Origin of the sequence: Aureliella helgolandensis, from assembly GCF_007752135.1 — a bacterium.
Taxonomy (GTDB): domain Bacteria; phylum Planctomycetota; class Planctomycetia; order Pirellulales; family Pirellulaceae; genus Aureliella; species Aureliella helgolandensis.
Genome location: NZ_CP036298.1, coordinates 4519721 through 4536167 on the forward strand (window position 1 = coordinate 4519721; position 16447 = coordinate 4536167).

The window sequence follows — 16447 nt, forward strand, 5'->3', positions numbered from 1 at the left end:
CTAGATGCGGCGTCTTACCTGAGAGGGATCTCGCCGCAACATATGCGGCGGATGAACTCCATGTCGAGAGAGCGGGTTGTTTCCACCCAGTACTTCAGACTGCTGAGCGACTGCCGAAGACGGAGTCGATTCTGAACTTGGCGTAGTGCTGTCGGTCGGATCGCTCTTGTTGGTCTTGGCCTTCTTGTCGGGACGCACCGTGAAAATTCGTCCCAACGGACTTGCCAGCAGGGCTGGCAAGAAGATCAAGTCACCCACGAGGGCAGCCCCCAACAAGGAGAGCATCAGTGTGCCGAACCGCTGGGTCGGTGTGAAAGTACTCAGAGCAAAGACACTCAATCCCAAACCACCAATGATGGTTGTTTGCGTCATAGCTGGCGCGACATGCTTATAAGCCACAAACAGGGCGTCTCTACGATCTAGCCCCTTTCTAAGTCCATCGCGGAACCAAGTCAGAAAGTGAATCGTATCGTCTACAGCCACCCCCATCGCGACGCTGGCGGTCATCATCGATCCGATGTCCACGAGCGTGCCTTGATGTCCCATGATGCCAAATACCACCACCACGGGGAATACATTGGGGATCATGGAAACGGCACCAGCCCCAATCGCTTGCAACAAGTTGACTGGCTTGAAGGCTTGGTAGATCGTGCGGGCAGGCGAGAGCAGACAAGCCATGACAAAGGCGATCAGCACGAATGCCCAGGTCACACTTTCAATCAAGCTGATCAAAAGAGTGCGCTGAGCCTTGTAGACGACGGGCACGACTCCGGTATACACCACGTCCATCTCTCCATCGTACGTGGTGAGTGCCACGGGCTTGCTAATCGGCTGTTGTGAGTAAAGCGTAGCGGGATTGATCGCGGCCAACATCGATTCTGCGTCCACCACATTGGGAACGTATTGTTTGATGAAGTCAAGATCGTAGGTTGGATGCGATTTCATCAACACAATGCAATCGAACTTGGCGAGCCGCTCGGCCCACCACTCTTGGCTGCGAGGCTCGGCTGTTGCCGCATCCGGATCATGCCAGCGTAGAGATCCAATGGTTTCGTTCGTCAAGCAGGCTTTCAGTGAGGCCGCAAAGATCTGCCGTCGAATATCGAGTTCCGAATGCCCCGAGTGCGCCAAATCGGTTAACGCTTCAATGTTTGCGGTCGGCGCAGCGCCTCCCAACACCAAAACTTGTCCAACAAGCCGGTCGTCACTCTGGGTGCGATGATCGGTAATGGACTCGATCACCGAATGCCGACAGCGATAACTGGCAACCACCGGTTCAACGACGGATCGTAGCGAGGACACAAATTGTCCATAGTCCACGTCGTTCAAAGCCCCCAACCGCAAGCTAATCCGCCACAACTCCGTACCTTCGGCACCCTCGGTGTCTTCAATATCTAGGTAATCGGACTCCAACAGCTTGTCGCGTGATTTCTGCAACATGCGATCCACGGCAGTACGATTGGCTGAAAACCCCTTGGAGGGGTCGGGCATGGTGGGCAAGAAAGTCGTCGCCGACATACCGCGACCAACAATGTCCTCTCCCTCGTAGCCAAATTGATTCTGCAGAACGGTTTGGATACGAGCTACCGCTTCGGCCCGCTCGAGCAGACTCAGCTGAGCGCGAGCCAACTTGCGGTCCTCGTTCGTGAACGAGCTGTCGGCTTCCGCCTGCCGCTGCAGGGACTCGGGAAACCGAACCACCAATTCCATGGGGACCAGCCGACCGAAGTTCTCCTCCAGCCAACCGTAGTCCTTAATGATTTGGGATTGGGAATCGAACAACTTGAGCAGCTGTACGCTGGTCTTGATGCGGAACAGGCCCGCCCCGATCAAGATAAAGGCAGTGATGCACGCAGCATTAACCCACCAGTGATTGCGGAGGATGAATCCTCCCATGCCTTCCCAGAAACGTAGGATTGCCTTGTTCGTGCCACTGGCGGCGGAATCACTGCGAGGCTTCTTGGGAGGGAAGATCGTCAGGGCAGAGGGGAGATACAAATACAGCAGGACGAGGGTCGCAATCACCCCCATCGCCGAGAAGATCCCAAACTTGCGAATAGGCAGGATGTTGCTTGAGCAGAGTGAGAGCAGACCGATGGCCGTCGTCACCGCGGCCAACGAACAAGGCATCACCGCATGCGCAATTGCGCGCTCAGGCGCGCCCTCCTCACCATGTTCCGCTACCGCGTCGCGGTAGTAGTTGACAATGTGGATGGCACCAGCCATTCCCAACACGTACACCAAGGATGGCATCGTCAGCAAAATTGCATCGATCGACGCGTTGCACCACCACACCAAACTCAGGCTGGCCATGGCGCTCACGCCACCGACAAAGAAGACCATCATCATCAGTCGCATCGACCGCAATAGCAGATAGGACAATCCCAGTCCGAGTGCGAGCGAGTAACCGATGAGGCGCACCAGAGTGATGGTTCCCTCTTCATCGATCGCCACATTATCGACAGGAGGTCCGCCAATGTGCATGGCAGGCTCTACGACGGGCTGATTGGCAGCAATCCAAGAAAAGGGCGGAGGAGCCGTCGAGGGTTCGAGCGGAGCCGATATACCACACTCTTCGCCGATTTCGAACAGACGTCCACGCGGTTTACCAAGCATCCCGCGTCCCACTACGTGCGCCAAATTGCGACGAGCAGGGTCGGTAAGTGTTAGCACCACACAGGTCTGGCGGGGTGGTTCGCTCACGCCGACGGTGTCGAAAAACTGATACCACACCGTTTCTTGATTCACGGGATCGGCGGCGCGGAAGGCCTCTAAATCGCCGTCGTATTTTTCATCCACTTCGTACTGAACGACCAAATTCCAAACCGATTCCCATCCCTCGGGCAGTTCGGCCAGTTTCTTTTCGCTGAGTACATTAACAATGTCTTCGCTTTTCCAACCGAAGCCGGTCGGCACCACAGGCCCAAACAGAGTGCCCGTAAGGCGTGAGATTGCATCGCGCTGCCCCGCGACTGGTTGAGACGCGGTATAAAGCGAGCCGTCCTTACCGGCCAATTGCTCGACGACTTGCGGACCTGTTTCAATCGTCTTGAACAGAGGCGCGGTGAGCAGGCGTGGATCGGCCCAAAACGGGTTGGGCTCCTCGTCGGTACCAGGATTTCCAAAGGCGGCAACGAATTGCCCTTCGAGACTAAAACTACCGATGGCTCGCGCTAAGGAACGCCATGTCGCACCGACGATATTGGCACTACCATCCCAACGGTAGAGGCGACCATTGGGAGTGATGAAGTAGGATTTCCCATTCTCATCGATCAACCACTTTTCATTCTTCCCGCCCCAATCCTGAGCAACATTGTTGCCCAGGAAGAGCGCGTAATCGTGGCCGATTTGACGAGCGCGAAATAGATCGCTGTCGCGATCCGTCTCCTCGCTGAGGGCTTGCTCGTTCCGCAGCTTGCTCTCAAACAACTTCAATCGCTGATCGCCCTCCTGGCAACCTTCCCAGGTGGCGACGACGAACTGCTCGCTCACAAATCGCTTCGCAAACCAGGCGAGTTCTTCCGTCTCCCGAAAATCCGACGGGAGCCAGTCTTTAACATTGTTCTCGGTCTTCTGCAGCGCCATGCGGGCGCCACGCGCACCGAACGGCACGAAGAAGAAGATCAACATTAGAAGAATGAGGGCATTGGGCAAACCGAATGCAGATTTCTTCGAATAGAAACCGTCTTTCATTCTACTGAACCGTCGTTACGCGTTGATTGGTTGGATGCGGCAGGTATTGCCCATCAAGAGGTGCTAAGCAACGACCAACCCCAGATGGCCCCCAACGACTCGCCGGCTCTCCCAACCAAGACCAACGGTCTCCAAGGCTGAGAAATCCTCGCGGGTGCAGGTTCCATCCAAGCTAGCAAGTGCGCGGCACTTGTCCACGCAATGTTGGTCGATACCATCCACTGTTTCGATCGGCAGTTGAGACTCGCATCAATCAGCAAAGATTTTCTGATTGCACTCAATAGGCCGATTCTCTCGAATGCTGCTATTGCACGTCAGTCCAAGACTTTGGAAGCAGTGATCAACTGAATAAATTCGCGATTCGACTTGAAACGCCCTAGCTGTTTGGTCAGCTGTTCCATAGCTTCAACCGGATGCATTGTGTTGAGCGTCCGCCTTAGCATGGTCACCGCATTCAATGTCACTTCGTCGTGCAACAGTTCTTCGCGACGCGTACCAGACTGCGTGATATCAATAGCTGGCCAAACGCGACGATCTGCTAAGCGACGGTCAAGCACCAGCTCCATATTTCCCGTGCCCTTGAACTCTTGAAAAATCAAGTCGTCCATGCGGCTTCCGGTATCGACCAGAGCCGTACCAATCACGGTCAACGATCCGCCTTCCGCAAAGGCCCGAGCGGTGGCAAACAGCTTTTTGGGAATATCCATTGCTTTGATATTCACACCGCCACTCATGGTCGGGCCAGCGTTTCCAACCCACTTATTGAAAGCACGGGCCAAGCGGGTGATGGAGTCCATCAGTAGGAAGACATCTTTGCCCATCTCTGCCAACCGCTTGCAGCGATCAATAACCAATTGGCTGATCCGAACGTGGGAGTCGACATCCATGTCAAGACTGCTGGCAATCACCTCACCATTGGTAACGCTCCGCCGCATGTCGGTGACCTCTTCGGGCCGTTCATCGATCAACAGGACGATGAGGGTTACATCGGGATGATTCTCAGCAATCCCTCGGCTGATATGCTGCAGCATGATGGTTTTACCGCTGCGTGGTGGAGCCACGATCAGCGCACGCTGTCCCTTGCCCATCGGTGCCAGCAAATCGATGATTCGATTGGTAAGCGGCTCTGGGCCAGTTTCTAACTGCAACCACTGGTCGGGATTGATAGGCGTCAGCGCCTTGTCATCATCAAAGTTTCTGACATTGATGTATTCTTCGGGCTTCATTCCATCGACATCGAGGATTTCTCGAACCCGCGGCCCCTGTTGTCGGCGGGCCTGCTGCATCATGGCCTTGACCATCACGCCTTGCCGCAAACCGAACTTCTCAATCATTGTCCCCGGCACGAATGGGTCGGAGCGCTCGCGTGAATAGTTGCTGTCGGAGTTCCGCAGAAAGCCGTAGCCATTGGGATGCATCTCCAACAGACCGACAAATTCCAGCAATGGAATGTCGCCGTTTTCGTCGACCTGAGGCTCCGGATAAGACTCGTTGCTATTGTTATTACCGGTATTTCGACGACGGCGGGATGAAGATGGGCGTCTGCCGCCACCGCCTTGGCCACCTTGTCCGCCACCACCACCGCCTTGACCGCCGCCGCGTGGGCCGCCTCCTTGGGAGTTCGATGACTGACCGGATGATCCGCCGTTATAGCCTGACGAACCACCAGAGGAGCGTGGGCGAAACCTCTTTTTCTTGGGCATGCAGTAGATCCAGCATTTTAAGATGAGTCGCTAAGACGTCCGCTGAGCGCAATCCGCAATCGAATCGCTAGACACTCGTGAATGACTTAACAACAGGCCTTGATAGAGGAACAATTTGACCAACGCCGGAACGGTGAACACCGCCAATGAGACTATGTTCGTGCCAACGGAGTCGCTTGCACCCTTTCCTCGGGTGCACTTGCTCCATGTAGAAACTGATTAAGGGAAACCTGATTGAACTACGAATCCAGAATCTTCAAAATCCTTAGGAAGATGATCTGACATTCAAGCAATTTCGAAGCATGCGCCCAACTAGGCGCTGGCGGTCCTCGCAATGAACTACGAGCCACCGTTCAAAAATGCACGGTAAGAACAACGACAGAATGAAACTTAGGAGGCTTCAACCATGCAAACCTATGCCAACGGGCAAAAGGTCCCACGAACTGGTTCGAAAATGGACCTTTCGGTCGTAAATCTGCGATCGACTTCCTTTTTTATCGCAGGCTGAGCAGCCAATTCCTAGCCGCCATTTCCAATTGCGTTAAGCGCTGACATGGGACTCTGGTCCAAAGAAATAAACCAGAGCAGGGCTCAATCGATGTGCCCCGTGCAGCGTCTCCGCTGAAGATTCCTGTGATTGATTTGCTATGAAATATTATCTATCCAACGCGAGCTGTCAAGACAAACCGGCAATGATAGCATCGATTTCATCAATTTTTCGTCAAAACAGGCCTATCCCTATCAAGCGTTGCAAGCCCTACAACCGAACTAGGTAAGGAACGGTGCTGTATCAAACCGGCTCGTGTCCCGCGCAAGTCAACTCCGCTTGGCTCGCGACTGTCGACACCAACCACCCCAGATCGAAGGATTGTGACGTGAAAAACTGGATTGCCAACACTCTTTGGCTGGCCATTGCCTTCGCATGTGGGACTGCCTTTGCCGCCGATACAATTCGCTGGTCGCCCGATCTCCCTTCAGCTCGCCAAGCTGCTGAAAAATATAAGGTCCCCCTAGTCATCCACTTTTACGGCGACAACTGCCTCCCCTGCCGGACACTCGAAGAACGCGTTTTCACCCGTCCCGAGTTGATCGAAACGCTCAATAAGTATTTCATCTGTGTCCGCATCAATGCCTCGGTCGATCGCGAGTCCGCAGCCAAGTTCGGCGTCCACAGCTGGCCAACCGATGTGTTCGTCAGCGGCGATGGTGAAGTCCTGTACCAAGGCGTCTGCAAGCAGGATCTCAACGGCTACCTAGGCGTCCTTCAAAGCGTCGCCGAAATGAACCGCGATCGCAATACGATGCTGGTCGCGCGTCAGCAATCCAATGCGCCCGTGACCGAATCCCAGTTGGCTGCACAGCAATCGCCGGCATTCCAATCCTCCACCGCACCACTGGGTGCCAATCGCATGGGCCCCAATGGATCGGCGAGTCCGACCACTCCAGGGTTCTACAACGCGCCCCAGCAGCAAATGTCACAGCAATTGCAGGCGGGTTTGAGTCCCAACAGCGGAGTCACGGCCGGCCCGATCAACGTCGCCAATCAGGTGCCAGCCATCACCGGCTCGCAGTCCATGGCTAATCACATGGCGCAGACTTCGCCTGCGCCAACACTCGGGCAGCCGGGGCACTCGCTCGCTCCGTCAACGCAACCAGGCGGAAGCCACATTCGAACGGGGCCTGCGAACTCCCAGCAATTGGTGACTCAATTCCAAGGCATGCCGAACCAGTCTCCCAACGCGCAGACCGCACCGAACCGCGCCTCACAATTCGGCGTTCACGCCAACGCCGCTGATTCGCAAATGGTGAGCAATCCCTACTACCCACAACCTGCAGCCGCACCAGCTGCGCAGGCAAGCGTCCCGCAAATGGGAAGCCAACAACTACCGGCTCAAACGGTAGCGTTCCAACCGCGTCGGCAAGCGCAGGCCGCCAGCGAGCCGCGCACACCAAACACACCAAACACACCAAACACACCAAACACACCACCAGCCTTCGAGGGCTATTGCCCGGTGGAAGCCAAGAGCAATGGCAATTGGATTGCCGGAAAAGCAGAACTCGCTGTTAAGCATCGTGGCCAAGTCTACTGGCTAAGCAGCGAGGCAGCTCGCGCCCAATTCCTGCAAGCACCCGACAACTCCAGTCCCGTCCTCTCCGGCTTCGACCCGATGATCTTTCTGAGCGAGGGGAAATTGGTGCCAGGCAGCATTCAATTCAATCTTCACGAGCAGGTCAGCGACGAACTGTTCCTCTTCACCTCAGAGCAATCGAAGCAGGCCTATCACGCCAATTTCGAAAACAATACCCGCGCCCTCAAAACGGTAATGGCCAAAGCCGAGGGGAAATAGGCGCACGCCACACACGCGTGCAGAGCAGGGGGAAGACTCCTGCTCAGCTGGTAACGCGAGTGCGAATATCTTTGAGTTGAATACTAGGCATTGCGGTTTGAAGCGAGGCGATGATCTTTCGCTTGCAGAAGTACAACTCTTGCATCGTCCCACTGTCGCTGACATACACCAGCAACACACCACGTGAAAGATTGCCCGGTCGCGATCGCTCGGCTAACACCGGTCCAACAGCGGCGGCCCAATGCTTCTGCATCTCCGAAGTGGCCTGGGTTTGACCATAGCCAGATTTAGTCATCAAGCGTCGTACCACCGAACCGATCGGCTTGGCCTCCAGCCGGCTTCGCCGCTGCTTGATCTGCGCCAGTGTCCAAGCTTCCTGCTCGGGCGTCAACGGCCCATCATCGTGGTTATCCATAGATTGGTTCTGCTTAAAGAAGAAGCCGATTGGCGGCGGCGATACTACCAGCTGAATTGTAGCGTATGCAACAGCCTCACGCCCCCACCGGAATCGGGGGTGTCTGACCAAAGTTTCTGGACAACTTTTAGGCAGCATTTTTTGCATGATTTCCCCAGTAATTGTCCCAGAGGTTACTCGCTTCGAGTGCAGCGAGGTTCATCATGCACTCGGCATTGGCGAAATCCCACCGGCGACCTCGGCCTTTGACCCGTTGTGTGGTAGTTTTGCATTGGGCCTCGGTCGGACCACTGCCGATCTGAATGCCGCGAGCGCGAAGTTCGCGATAACGAATGATTTCACGACGCTCCGAAATATATCCGATCAATTGCTCCAAGGCTTGAAGGCGTCGACCTGAGCACGTGAGTTTCTGAGTAAGCAGCTCACTCAGCAGTGCGTCGACTCCCTGTTCCATCAGGATGTTGGTCAATGCCGTTAACCATGTGGCTCCCGATTCATCCTCGCCGAACATCTCGCGACGCGCCTTTTGTGCGTTGTCTTTCATGTGGTAGTAATCCAAGTTGATTTTATCCACAATGTTGTGAAACTCCAATTGGTTGCGTATCCATGGAGCGCCATCGATATTTGCAATGGACTCAGTCGCTTCATCTAGTTTGATGGTCGTCGCCATACTTCGCATCAAGCGCCCAGTGACTTCGCAATCACCGCGGGTAGCTATCACAAGCCGGAGCGTCTGAGATTCGTTGTAAGCAACTACGATTCTTGCTTCCTTGTACTGTTGATCCGAACCTGCTCGAGCTGCTGGCAACGGCCGACATTTCTTTCCACTACGTCGACGTTTCAGTTTGATCGTAGTGCGACGCTTAGTCTTCTCGGCTTGAGTAACGACCGGTACCTTCACTCCGTCGCAGCCGACATAAACCCGAGTTGGGGTTGGTTTTTGTTGATCATTCACTGCGCCAGATGCGGCTGATGAACTGGCCGACGACTTCTGGGGAACATTTTCCAACGTGCAGTCTGCCGACGACCAGCCAATATCAATGCCCCCTCGCGTTAGCTGGTTGGTTACCTTGCGACCTTCGTACTCGACCAATTGCCGTACGCTTTCGCCGCTAATGTCGATCGATGATAAACGAGCGATATTGGCCGCAGTCTTTACAAAGCTGGAGGAACTTTGATTCAAACGACAAAGCATCTCACGTATCCCGCACGTGAAGCTTTTCTCTGCTTCATCCAGCAAGGCATCGATCGGTGTGCTGCTGGTTTCGTCTTGAACTGCCCACCGAACACGCTTTAGTTGCACACGGCCGTTCTCAGTCAAGAGGCTACGTAGTTGGCGTCCCTTGTTCCGTGCTCGAACTCCCGTCGCGCTCTTCGGAGGGGGAAAAAGCGGCTTCCACCGCATTAATCTTCGCTTGTAAGGCTGCCTCATAGACCTGTTGCCGGAAACGATCCAAAGCCTGACGACTGAGTCCTTCGCTGTCTTCGATCCAAGCACCATCGCGAGCGTTATCAATCGAATCAACTACCGCATTGAGCGTCGCTTCGAATTCGGCTTGCAGCGTAGCTTTCAAACCTTCGCGATCCACTTTCGAACTTCCCATGGCATTCACTCCTCACTAAACGGGGAAAAAGGAACACCCTATATTATGCCCCCTGCCCATCTTTCGCGCCATAGGTATTTGTCAGACACAATCGGGGTAGCATGGCGTTAACGCGGCGATTCGAGCAGCACGTCTGCCTTTTGCGTCGCCTCGGGGATCGACAACCCTTCTGGTAGCCCAGGGCGATTCTTCCCAGTAGCTTCGATGTAGGCATCGCGCAGCAGGTGCATTCTCTTCATCGTCCTATTTCGAGATGTCTCGGTCAGCTGGTGCTGCTGAACTGCCTCGGGGGCCCCTAGTTCCTTAAGAATCGTGCGCGCCAGCCAATCGTGTGCCTCCGTGCCAAAGTGGACGCCATCGCCCGAAAAGGCGAAGTCGGAATCGGTCTGCTGCAGCCGTTGTTTGTATTCGAGCAGGGCGGTCCGCAGGTCGATGACCTGATCTGCTTCAATTTCGTTTTTCAAGCACCATTTCGCTTGTTCGGCCAACACCTCGTCATAGTTTTCGAACGGAGCAAACCAGGCGTAGTTCCCTTCGGCTGTCGGGCCCAGCTTGCCCTGCTTCGCGACGGGTGCCACCTCAAAGAGTGGCGGTGTCAAACAGATCAATTTCGCTCCTTGCTTGCGAATCTTCTCAGCCAACCGCAGCATCCCCTGCCGATACGCCTGCATTCGCTCCTCACTCAGCGGTGCATAGATGCCATCATTCATGCCATAACAGATGAACACCACGCTCGGTTTCACAACATCCAACACACTGTCGACACGCTCATGGATGCAGGGACGCGGGAATGGATGATCGGGCTCCGAAAGCCCAGAAGCGGTTTCGCTTGGCATTCCCAGGTTTACGATAAAGGGCTTCCGCGCCAAACTCGCATCGCCTTGCACGGCCGCGTCAATCGCCGCCACATAACCGCCAGCGTAAGTGTTGGAATCCCCCAGAAACACCCAAGGCGACTCCTTGGTAAGCTCATCCCACTCACCGGCCACCACAGCCGGCTGCTGGATCAGAAGGAGTGCAAAAGTCACGGACAACAGGCCCGCAGCAAGGTGGGACAACCGATGTGGCATCATCATTTTCCGTAGTTGGGGTGAGGTAGTCGCGCAGGAGATGGAGCTTCGAAACTAAAACGCCTAATCCGCTGCGTAGAACGATTTGTCCGAGCTAGTCACCTACCCGTAGTAAGACTGCCCGACCGAAAGCAGTTCGAACTAAGAACGTTCAAGGTGCTCCAGCATGCCAGTGGAATCGCCAAAGCGATCAGCCGGAATGCCATGCTGCCCGATCATCCATAGGTAAAGGTTGCACAGTGGCGTATTGGGCGGATACTTGAAGTGCTGGCCGGAACGCATGCGACCGCCTCCCAAACCGGCCAATAGGATTGGCAGCTCGTTGTGATTATGGCGGTCCCCGTCGCTAATGCCACTACCATACAGGATCATACAGTGGTCGAGCAACGTCCCCTCTGCCTCACGAATACTGTCGAGTGAGTCCAGAAGATAAGCCAACTTCTGTACGTAGTAGACATTGATTTTCGCCAGCTTCTCTTGCTTCTCCGCGCTCTTTCCGTGATGCGAAAGATCGTGATGCCCCTCGGGCGCCCCCAACTCTGGGTAGCCTCGATTATTTCCTTCGTTGGCAAACATGAACGTAGCCACGCGGGTGCTGTCAGTCTGGAACGCCAACGTCAACATGTCGAGCATCAATCGACAATGCTCATCCAGCTCGCGTGGCACTCCAGCCGGCCTCGGATAGTTGGGAATACCGTCTTCGCCGATCTGCAGACGCTCGGAGTTGACGAGCCGATTCTCGATCTCGCGGACCGCGTACAGGTATTCATCGAGCTTCCGCCGATCTGCACTCCCGAGCTGTGCATGCAACTTGTTCGCATCCTTCAACGCAAAATCAAGGACACTCTGACGCCGACTTTTGCGCAGGAAGCTGGTCTTTTGATCGGCGGCCGAATCCCCCGATGCAAATAAGCGGTCGAACACCGCCGAGGGATCCACTTCTTTGGCCAGCGGGCTGGTGGCGTTGCGCCAGGCTAGGTTGGAAGGGTAGGCACAGCTATAGCCACTGTCGCATTGTCCCGATTGACTGCTCCCCTCCAGCCCCATTTCCAGCGATGCGAACCGCGTCTTAGCACTGCTGCCTTGAGCGATGACTTGGTCCACGCTGATACCATTTTGAATATCAGCTCCATCGGTTTTCTTGGGATGCGCGCCGGTCAGGAACGCAGCGGCGCTGCGCGCGTGGTCTCCCGGACCATCACCGTGAGCGGCCGCGCCGTCGAGCGTCAAATTGCTTAACACGCTGAATTTGTCCCTCAGATGCGATAGCGGCATCAACGTTGGACGGAGCTCAAAATCGCTCCCTGTGCTGGTGGGCGTCCAATCAGGCATGTGCTTGCCATTGGGTACGTTCAGAAAGGCAGTGCGTAGAGGAATCTGCCCTGCAGCTCCACGAGCACGCTTGGGAGACATGATCTCCAGCCATGGTAGAGCAATTGCGGTACCCGCACCTCTTAAGAGTGCGCGTCGATCGAGCGTGTGGTTCTTCATAATGCTATTTCTCGTTCTCCCTTCTTCTGAAAGGGATCGCTGTGAACAATTGCCGAAATCAGGGCACTGAATCGAAAGTCGGAATCCTCGAGTGTCGCCAGGATTTTATCCACTGCACACTTGTCGTAGTATTCCAACCCGCGTCCTAGGGCATAGGTGAGCAGTTTCTCCGTCACGCACTCGACGAACTTCTGCCGGTTTTGCTCCGTCAAGACACGCTGCAACTCGCGCGCACTCGAAACTCGCGTACCGTCGGGCAGCACGCCGCTTGAATCAACGGGAACTCCATGCTCTTGCTCTCGGTACAGACCAATTGCGTCAAAGTTCTCCAAGGCAAATCCCAGAGGATCCATCAGTTTGTGACAACCTGCGCAGTTGGGATCCGCGCGATGCTGCTCCAGTTGCTGACGCATCGACCCCACGAGCGGTCCCTTCTCCTGCAATTCAGGGACGCCGGGTGGAGGCGGGGGCGGCGGTGTTGCGAGTAGATTATCTAGAATCCATCGTCCCCGCTTCACGGGGCTGGTGCGCGTTGGGTTGCTCGTGACCGCCAACACACTGGCTTGGGTCAACAGGCCGCTTCGCGGAGTGCCAGCCAAAGAGACGCGCACGAAGTCGTCCCCCTGCACACCGGACATCCCGTAGAACTCCGCCAACTCTTGATTGAGAAACGTGAAGTCCGCATCCAATAGCCGAATCACACTCATGTCCGCCTTGAGGACGCCCGCGAAAAAATTGAGCGTCTCAAGCTTCGACAGCTCTTTGATTCGGTCGTTCCATTTCGGGAACATCTGCTCGTCCGGCACGAACGACTCGAGCTTACGCAACATGAGCCACTGACTTGCAAAGTTGGAGACGAACGCCCGAGCCCGTTCATCCTTCAGCATCCGCGCAACTTGGCGTTCAAGATTGTTTCCGACACGCAATTGATTTTGCAACGCCAGTCCCAACAGCTCGTCATCGGGCATCGAACTCCATAGAAAGTAGCTCAATCGACTGGCCAATTCAAACTCGTCGAGATTCCGATACTCACCATACTGTTCGCTGGCGGGAGGAGATTCGACGCGAAAGAGAAAGTGAGGTGAAATAAGGATGGCTTGCATGGCAACTTGAATGCTCTCTTCGAACGAGTCACCGGCGGCCTGAATTTCCAATGCCAAACCCACCAGCTCCCGCAATTCTTCCGTTGCCACTGGGCGGCGGTACGCGCGGCTAGCGAGCCTTTCCAGGACTTTATGCGTTGCCGTCTGAGAGTCCTTTTCAGCCGAAGGCGTGGTAAACACCACTCGCCGGTGTTGAGGCCGCAGCTGGCTTGGCTCAATGGCGGTTCCACCCGACTTCCGTCCGATCAACTCCACGTGGAAAAGGGAGAGATTACGATCCTGGGCCGGCTGCCCCCCTTTGGCTGCGATATAGAAATCATTGAGGAAGCCGATAGAAATCCGGCGTGCCCCCTCGCCCAGCCGCAATTCGATCTCAAACTCTTGCGGTGACTCGGTGTCGTTGGGAACCGCCAAGGTACCGACCCGCTTCTCCCCCACTGCAATTCCCATCTGACACGGTTCTTCACCAACTTGATCGCCGCCCGCCGTGATGGTCAACCTGTACTTTCCAGTCCAAGGCAACTGCTCTTCGATGCTGGCGACGCCACTCGCGTAGAAGCTCAGTGCGCCATCGCGCATGTTGCCACCACCTTCGAACTCAAGCTGCGCCCCTGCATAGCTGGCTTGAAAGACCTGATCAGGTGGAGGTGTTTGTATGACATAGCGACTGATCTTCTCGGCCGCGACTAAATATTTCTCCATCAGCATGGGAGGTAGCGTGAGTACATCCCCAATATTATCAAACCCGTAGCCGACATCATCGCCAGGGAAATTAGCAGCCGGCGTGTAATTCACTCCCAGCAATGCTTGGATCGTATTCTGGTATTCGGCCGCATTGAGTCTTCTGAGCGTAACACTACCAGGGTTGGGTTGTTGCCCACATTCAAAGTCATTGATCGTATCCCGAATCCACGTCACGAGAAACTGACGTTCCGCGGGTGCTAGTTCACTGGCATCAGGCGGTGGCATCGCGTCAAGCTGCAGTTTCTCGATCACTTTCTCCCAGACCACTCGGCTTTTCAGATAGGAGCTGATCGTTTCAAAATGGTCCAGCGCCAGCCCCGCATCCGCTTCCGCACCCGAGTGACAGCCATAGCAGTGCTTGCTCAGCAGCGGCGCGACCTTCGCCTCCAACTCGCGTTGCCGTAGAGCCTGGTCTGCGGCAGGCAACCGGGCTGCTCCTAGCGTAGCGACCCAAACCGCACACAGAACACAGAGGCCTGCCTGCCGATGCCGCCGTGTGCGACTTGCTCTTGGACCAGAGTTTTCCGAATTGAAGACTGGGTGCTGCATGTACAAAACCGACAGGGCTCAGAGCAAAGAGTAAAAACGAACTTCGAGCATCCCCGAAAAGGAACGGCAGGGCACTTTAATACTACTGCTGCAGGTCCCTCTCGGTAAAGCAATCGGTGACCTTATTGCAAACCCCGATCACAACGCTGAGCGATTATGACGGTGAGAACGCTCGCAAGCGATCCAGCCCCGATTGCTGCCGCGCACCCCATACGTTGGGTGCCTATCCCCACTGATGTATGGGCACGAAGCATGGCCCCCACACTGGACCAACGTGATTGGAGTCTGAGATATTCGCATATTTTTGTCTTGACACATGAAACGACCTATAATTAGGGTGGAATTGGTCCAGGTAAGTACTCACCTCTGGGGGAATTGCCTTATGACATCTATTGATGCCAACTCGACGCTCAATCGCTTCTTTACTGGCTTGAGCGAGTACGTATTTCATTCACACCTAGGTGTGGTGGATACGGAATTAATTGACTACGTGAGTGGTCTACTGGTGCGTTTCACTCGCTGTGAAACCCTGCATCGCATTCGTCAGATTGATGGCAAGCCGACGACAGAAGTGGTGGCCATGGTTGTGGAAGCGGAAAACCGTCTGGGAGAAGCCCGTCGCGAGGTCCACAGACACATTGGCGATTACACCCTCTTCTGGTCAGGCATCTATCCGGAAGCGCTTCGCGAGATGCGCGGTGCCGATTCACGCGATCAGTTCATAAACTACTGCGCCCAAGGGAAGCGAGCCTATCGAATTGCCAGCTCGATTGAGGGAGGCTCACGTGCAGCTCCCAGTTCGCTGCTTGAACGGATGAGCGAGCAGTTTGAAATGTGCGCCTACGGCTTACGGGAAATCCGTCGTGAATGGGAACGCAGAGATAGCGAAGGCGACGGAAACGTCCCGCTCGTCCTCTAGAGCCATTCCACCATTCACACCTTGAACCGGAAACTTGCACCAGCGGGCGGCTAGCAGTGCTGCAGCCAGCGAGCGAAACACAAAGAGCGACCAGACTAGAATCGCGCAAAGCGTGCGGCAGCAATGCCAAACTAGCTGGTCTCTCGCTCACAACATTGTTAGATACCACCGCGCAGCGTTCTCCACACTCGCATTCGATAGCGCTACTGGATGTCGAATTCGTAGTCCGCCCCGTGGCTAGCAAGCGTGAGCACGCCAAGGGGAGATGCAGCCACGGCTGAGCGACGAGCGACCTTACCACGAAAATTGAGAACTCCCTTTCATGGACTACTGATAAAATTGACGGCAGACAGTCGAGTGTACCGCTATCGCTGCTCCACTGCTTAGCAAATGGATTTCTCTCAACAGAGACGCATTTGCGACGATCCCAATTAGCCAATGCACACCCTGCGACTCAACTCGGCAATGCGTGAATGCAGAAGGCACGCATCCCCTACGTACTCGCCCGTTAATGGGACTGCAAGCTCGCTCCCCAGTATCCCTTCCTGGAGATTCTTTCAGTGCGATTCTTTCAGTGGGGTTAGCGCCGCTGATCTCCACCAAGCGATCCAACCAGACTCAGTTTAGATTTCTCGATGGAAACGCAGTCCCACTATCTCCAAACGGCAACCGGGGAAGGGGTGTCTGTTCCGTCACGGTCCAAGTTGTTATCGTAGAGGCCTGCATCGCGACCGGAGTCTCTATGGGCTGCCGGACACCGCCGCGGCGCATGAAACCTCAGTGGGACAGCCTTGACCTCCCCAGTTCG

10 protein-coding genes are annotated in these 16447 nt (G+C 55.3%); 2 read left to right on the forward strand and 8 right to left on the reverse strand.

What is annotated here, in order from left to right; genetic code table 11:
* Entirely contained in the window at window positions 1-3693 is a 3693-nt protein-coding gene (locus Q31a_RS15955) for an efflux RND transporter permease subunit (protein ID WP_145079856.1), read from the reverse strand.
* Between the two features lie 314 nt (window positions 3694-4007).
* Entirely contained in the window at window positions 4008-5396 is a 1389-nt protein-coding gene (rho, locus tag Q31a_RS15960; protein ID WP_145079859.1) for a transcription termination factor Rho, read from the reverse strand.
* An 875-nt stretch (window positions 5397-6271) separates the two neighbouring features.
* On the opposite strand from rho, the gene Q31a_RS15965 reads away from it, so the two are divergent.
* Window positions 6272-7744, forward strand: coding sequence for a thioredoxin family protein (locus Q31a_RS15965; protein ID WP_197355318.1), 1473 nt, complete (start codon window positions 6272-6274; stop codon window positions 7742-7744).
* A gap of 43 nt (window positions 7745-7787) precedes the next feature.
* On the opposite strand, the gene Q31a_RS15970 is transcribed toward Q31a_RS15965, so the two are convergent.
* From Q31a_RS15970 to Q31a_RS15995, 6 genes are all read right to left on the reverse strand, one after another.
* Window positions 7788-8159 carry a DUF721 domain-containing protein gene (locus tag Q31a_RS15970; protein ID WP_197355319.1) on the reverse strand — a complete coding sequence of 124 codons (372 nt, stop codon included), beginning with the start codon at window positions 8157-8159 and terminating at the stop codon, window positions 7788-7790.
* A gap of 127 nt (window positions 8160-8286) precedes the next feature.
* On the reverse strand, window positions 8287-9462 hold the full coding sequence (locus tag Q31a_RS15975) for a UPF0236 family transposase-like protein (RefSeq protein ID WP_145076896.1): 1176 nt from the start codon (window positions 9460-9462) through the stop codon (window positions 8287-8289).
* A gap of 22 nt (window positions 9463-9484) precedes the next feature.
* The gene (locus tag Q31a_RS15980; RefSeq protein WP_145076898.1) at window positions 9485-9763 is read right to left on the reverse strand and encodes a hypothetical protein; all 279 of its coding nucleotides are present in this window, start codon (window positions 9761-9763) and stop codon (window positions 9485-9487) included.
* A 107-nt stretch (window positions 9764-9870) separates the two neighbouring features.
* A complete protein-coding gene (locus Q31a_RS15985; protein WP_145079868.1) occupies window positions 9871-10839 on the reverse strand; it encodes a GDSL-type esterase/lipase family protein in 969 nt (322 codons plus the stop codon).
* Window positions 10840-10974: 135 nt separating this feature from the next.
* Window positions 10975-12324 (reverse strand): DUF1552 domain-containing protein, encoded by a 1350-nt coding sequence (locus Q31a_RS15990; protein WP_145079872.1) that lies wholly within the window; start codon window positions 12322-12324, stop codon window positions 10975-10977.
* A complete protein-coding gene (locus Q31a_RS15995; protein ID WP_197355320.1) occupies window positions 12321-14597 on the reverse strand; it encodes a DUF1592 domain-containing protein in 2277 nt (758 codons plus the stop codon). The genes Q31a_RS15990 and Q31a_RS15995 overlap by 4 nt, the downstream gene beginning before the upstream one ends.
* 505 nt (window positions 14598-15102) lie before the next feature.
* Here Q31a_RS15995 and Q31a_RS16000 point away from each other — a divergent pair.
* Complete coding sequence (locus Q31a_RS16000) at window positions 15103-15639, forward strand: hypothetical protein (RefSeq protein ID WP_145079878.1); 537 nt, start codon at window positions 15103-15105, stop codon at window positions 15637-15639.
* Window positions 15640-16447: the final 808 nt, after the last annotated feature.

Coding starts and splice junctions, on each gene's coding strand:
- rho (WP_145079859.1), bottom strand. CDS start 5,396: ATGCCCAAGAAAAAGAGGTTTCGCCCACGCTCCTCTGGTGGTTCGTCA.
- Q31a_RS15980 (WP_145076898.1), bottom strand. CDS start 9,763: ATGGGAAGTTCGAAAGTGGATCGCGAAGGTTTGAAAGCTACGCTGCAA.
- Q31a_RS15990 (WP_145079872.1), bottom strand. CDS start 12,324: ATGAAGAACCACACGCTCGATCGACGCGCACTCTTAAGAGGTGCGGGT.
- Q31a_RS15955 (WP_145079856.1), bottom strand. CDS start 3,693: ATGAAAGACGGTTTCTATTCGAAGAAATCTGCATTCGGTTTGCCCAAT.
- Q31a_RS15985 (WP_145079868.1), bottom strand. CDS start 10,839: ATGATGATGCCACATCGGTTGTCCCACCTTGCTGCGGGCCTGTTGTCC.
- Q31a_RS16000 (WP_145079878.1), top strand. CDS start 15,103: ATGACATCTATTGATGCCAACTCGACGCTCAATCGCTTCTTTACTGGC.
- Q31a_RS15970 (WP_197355319.1), bottom strand. CDS start 8,159: ATGGATAACCACGATGATGGGCCGTTGACGCCCGAGCAGGAAGCTTGG.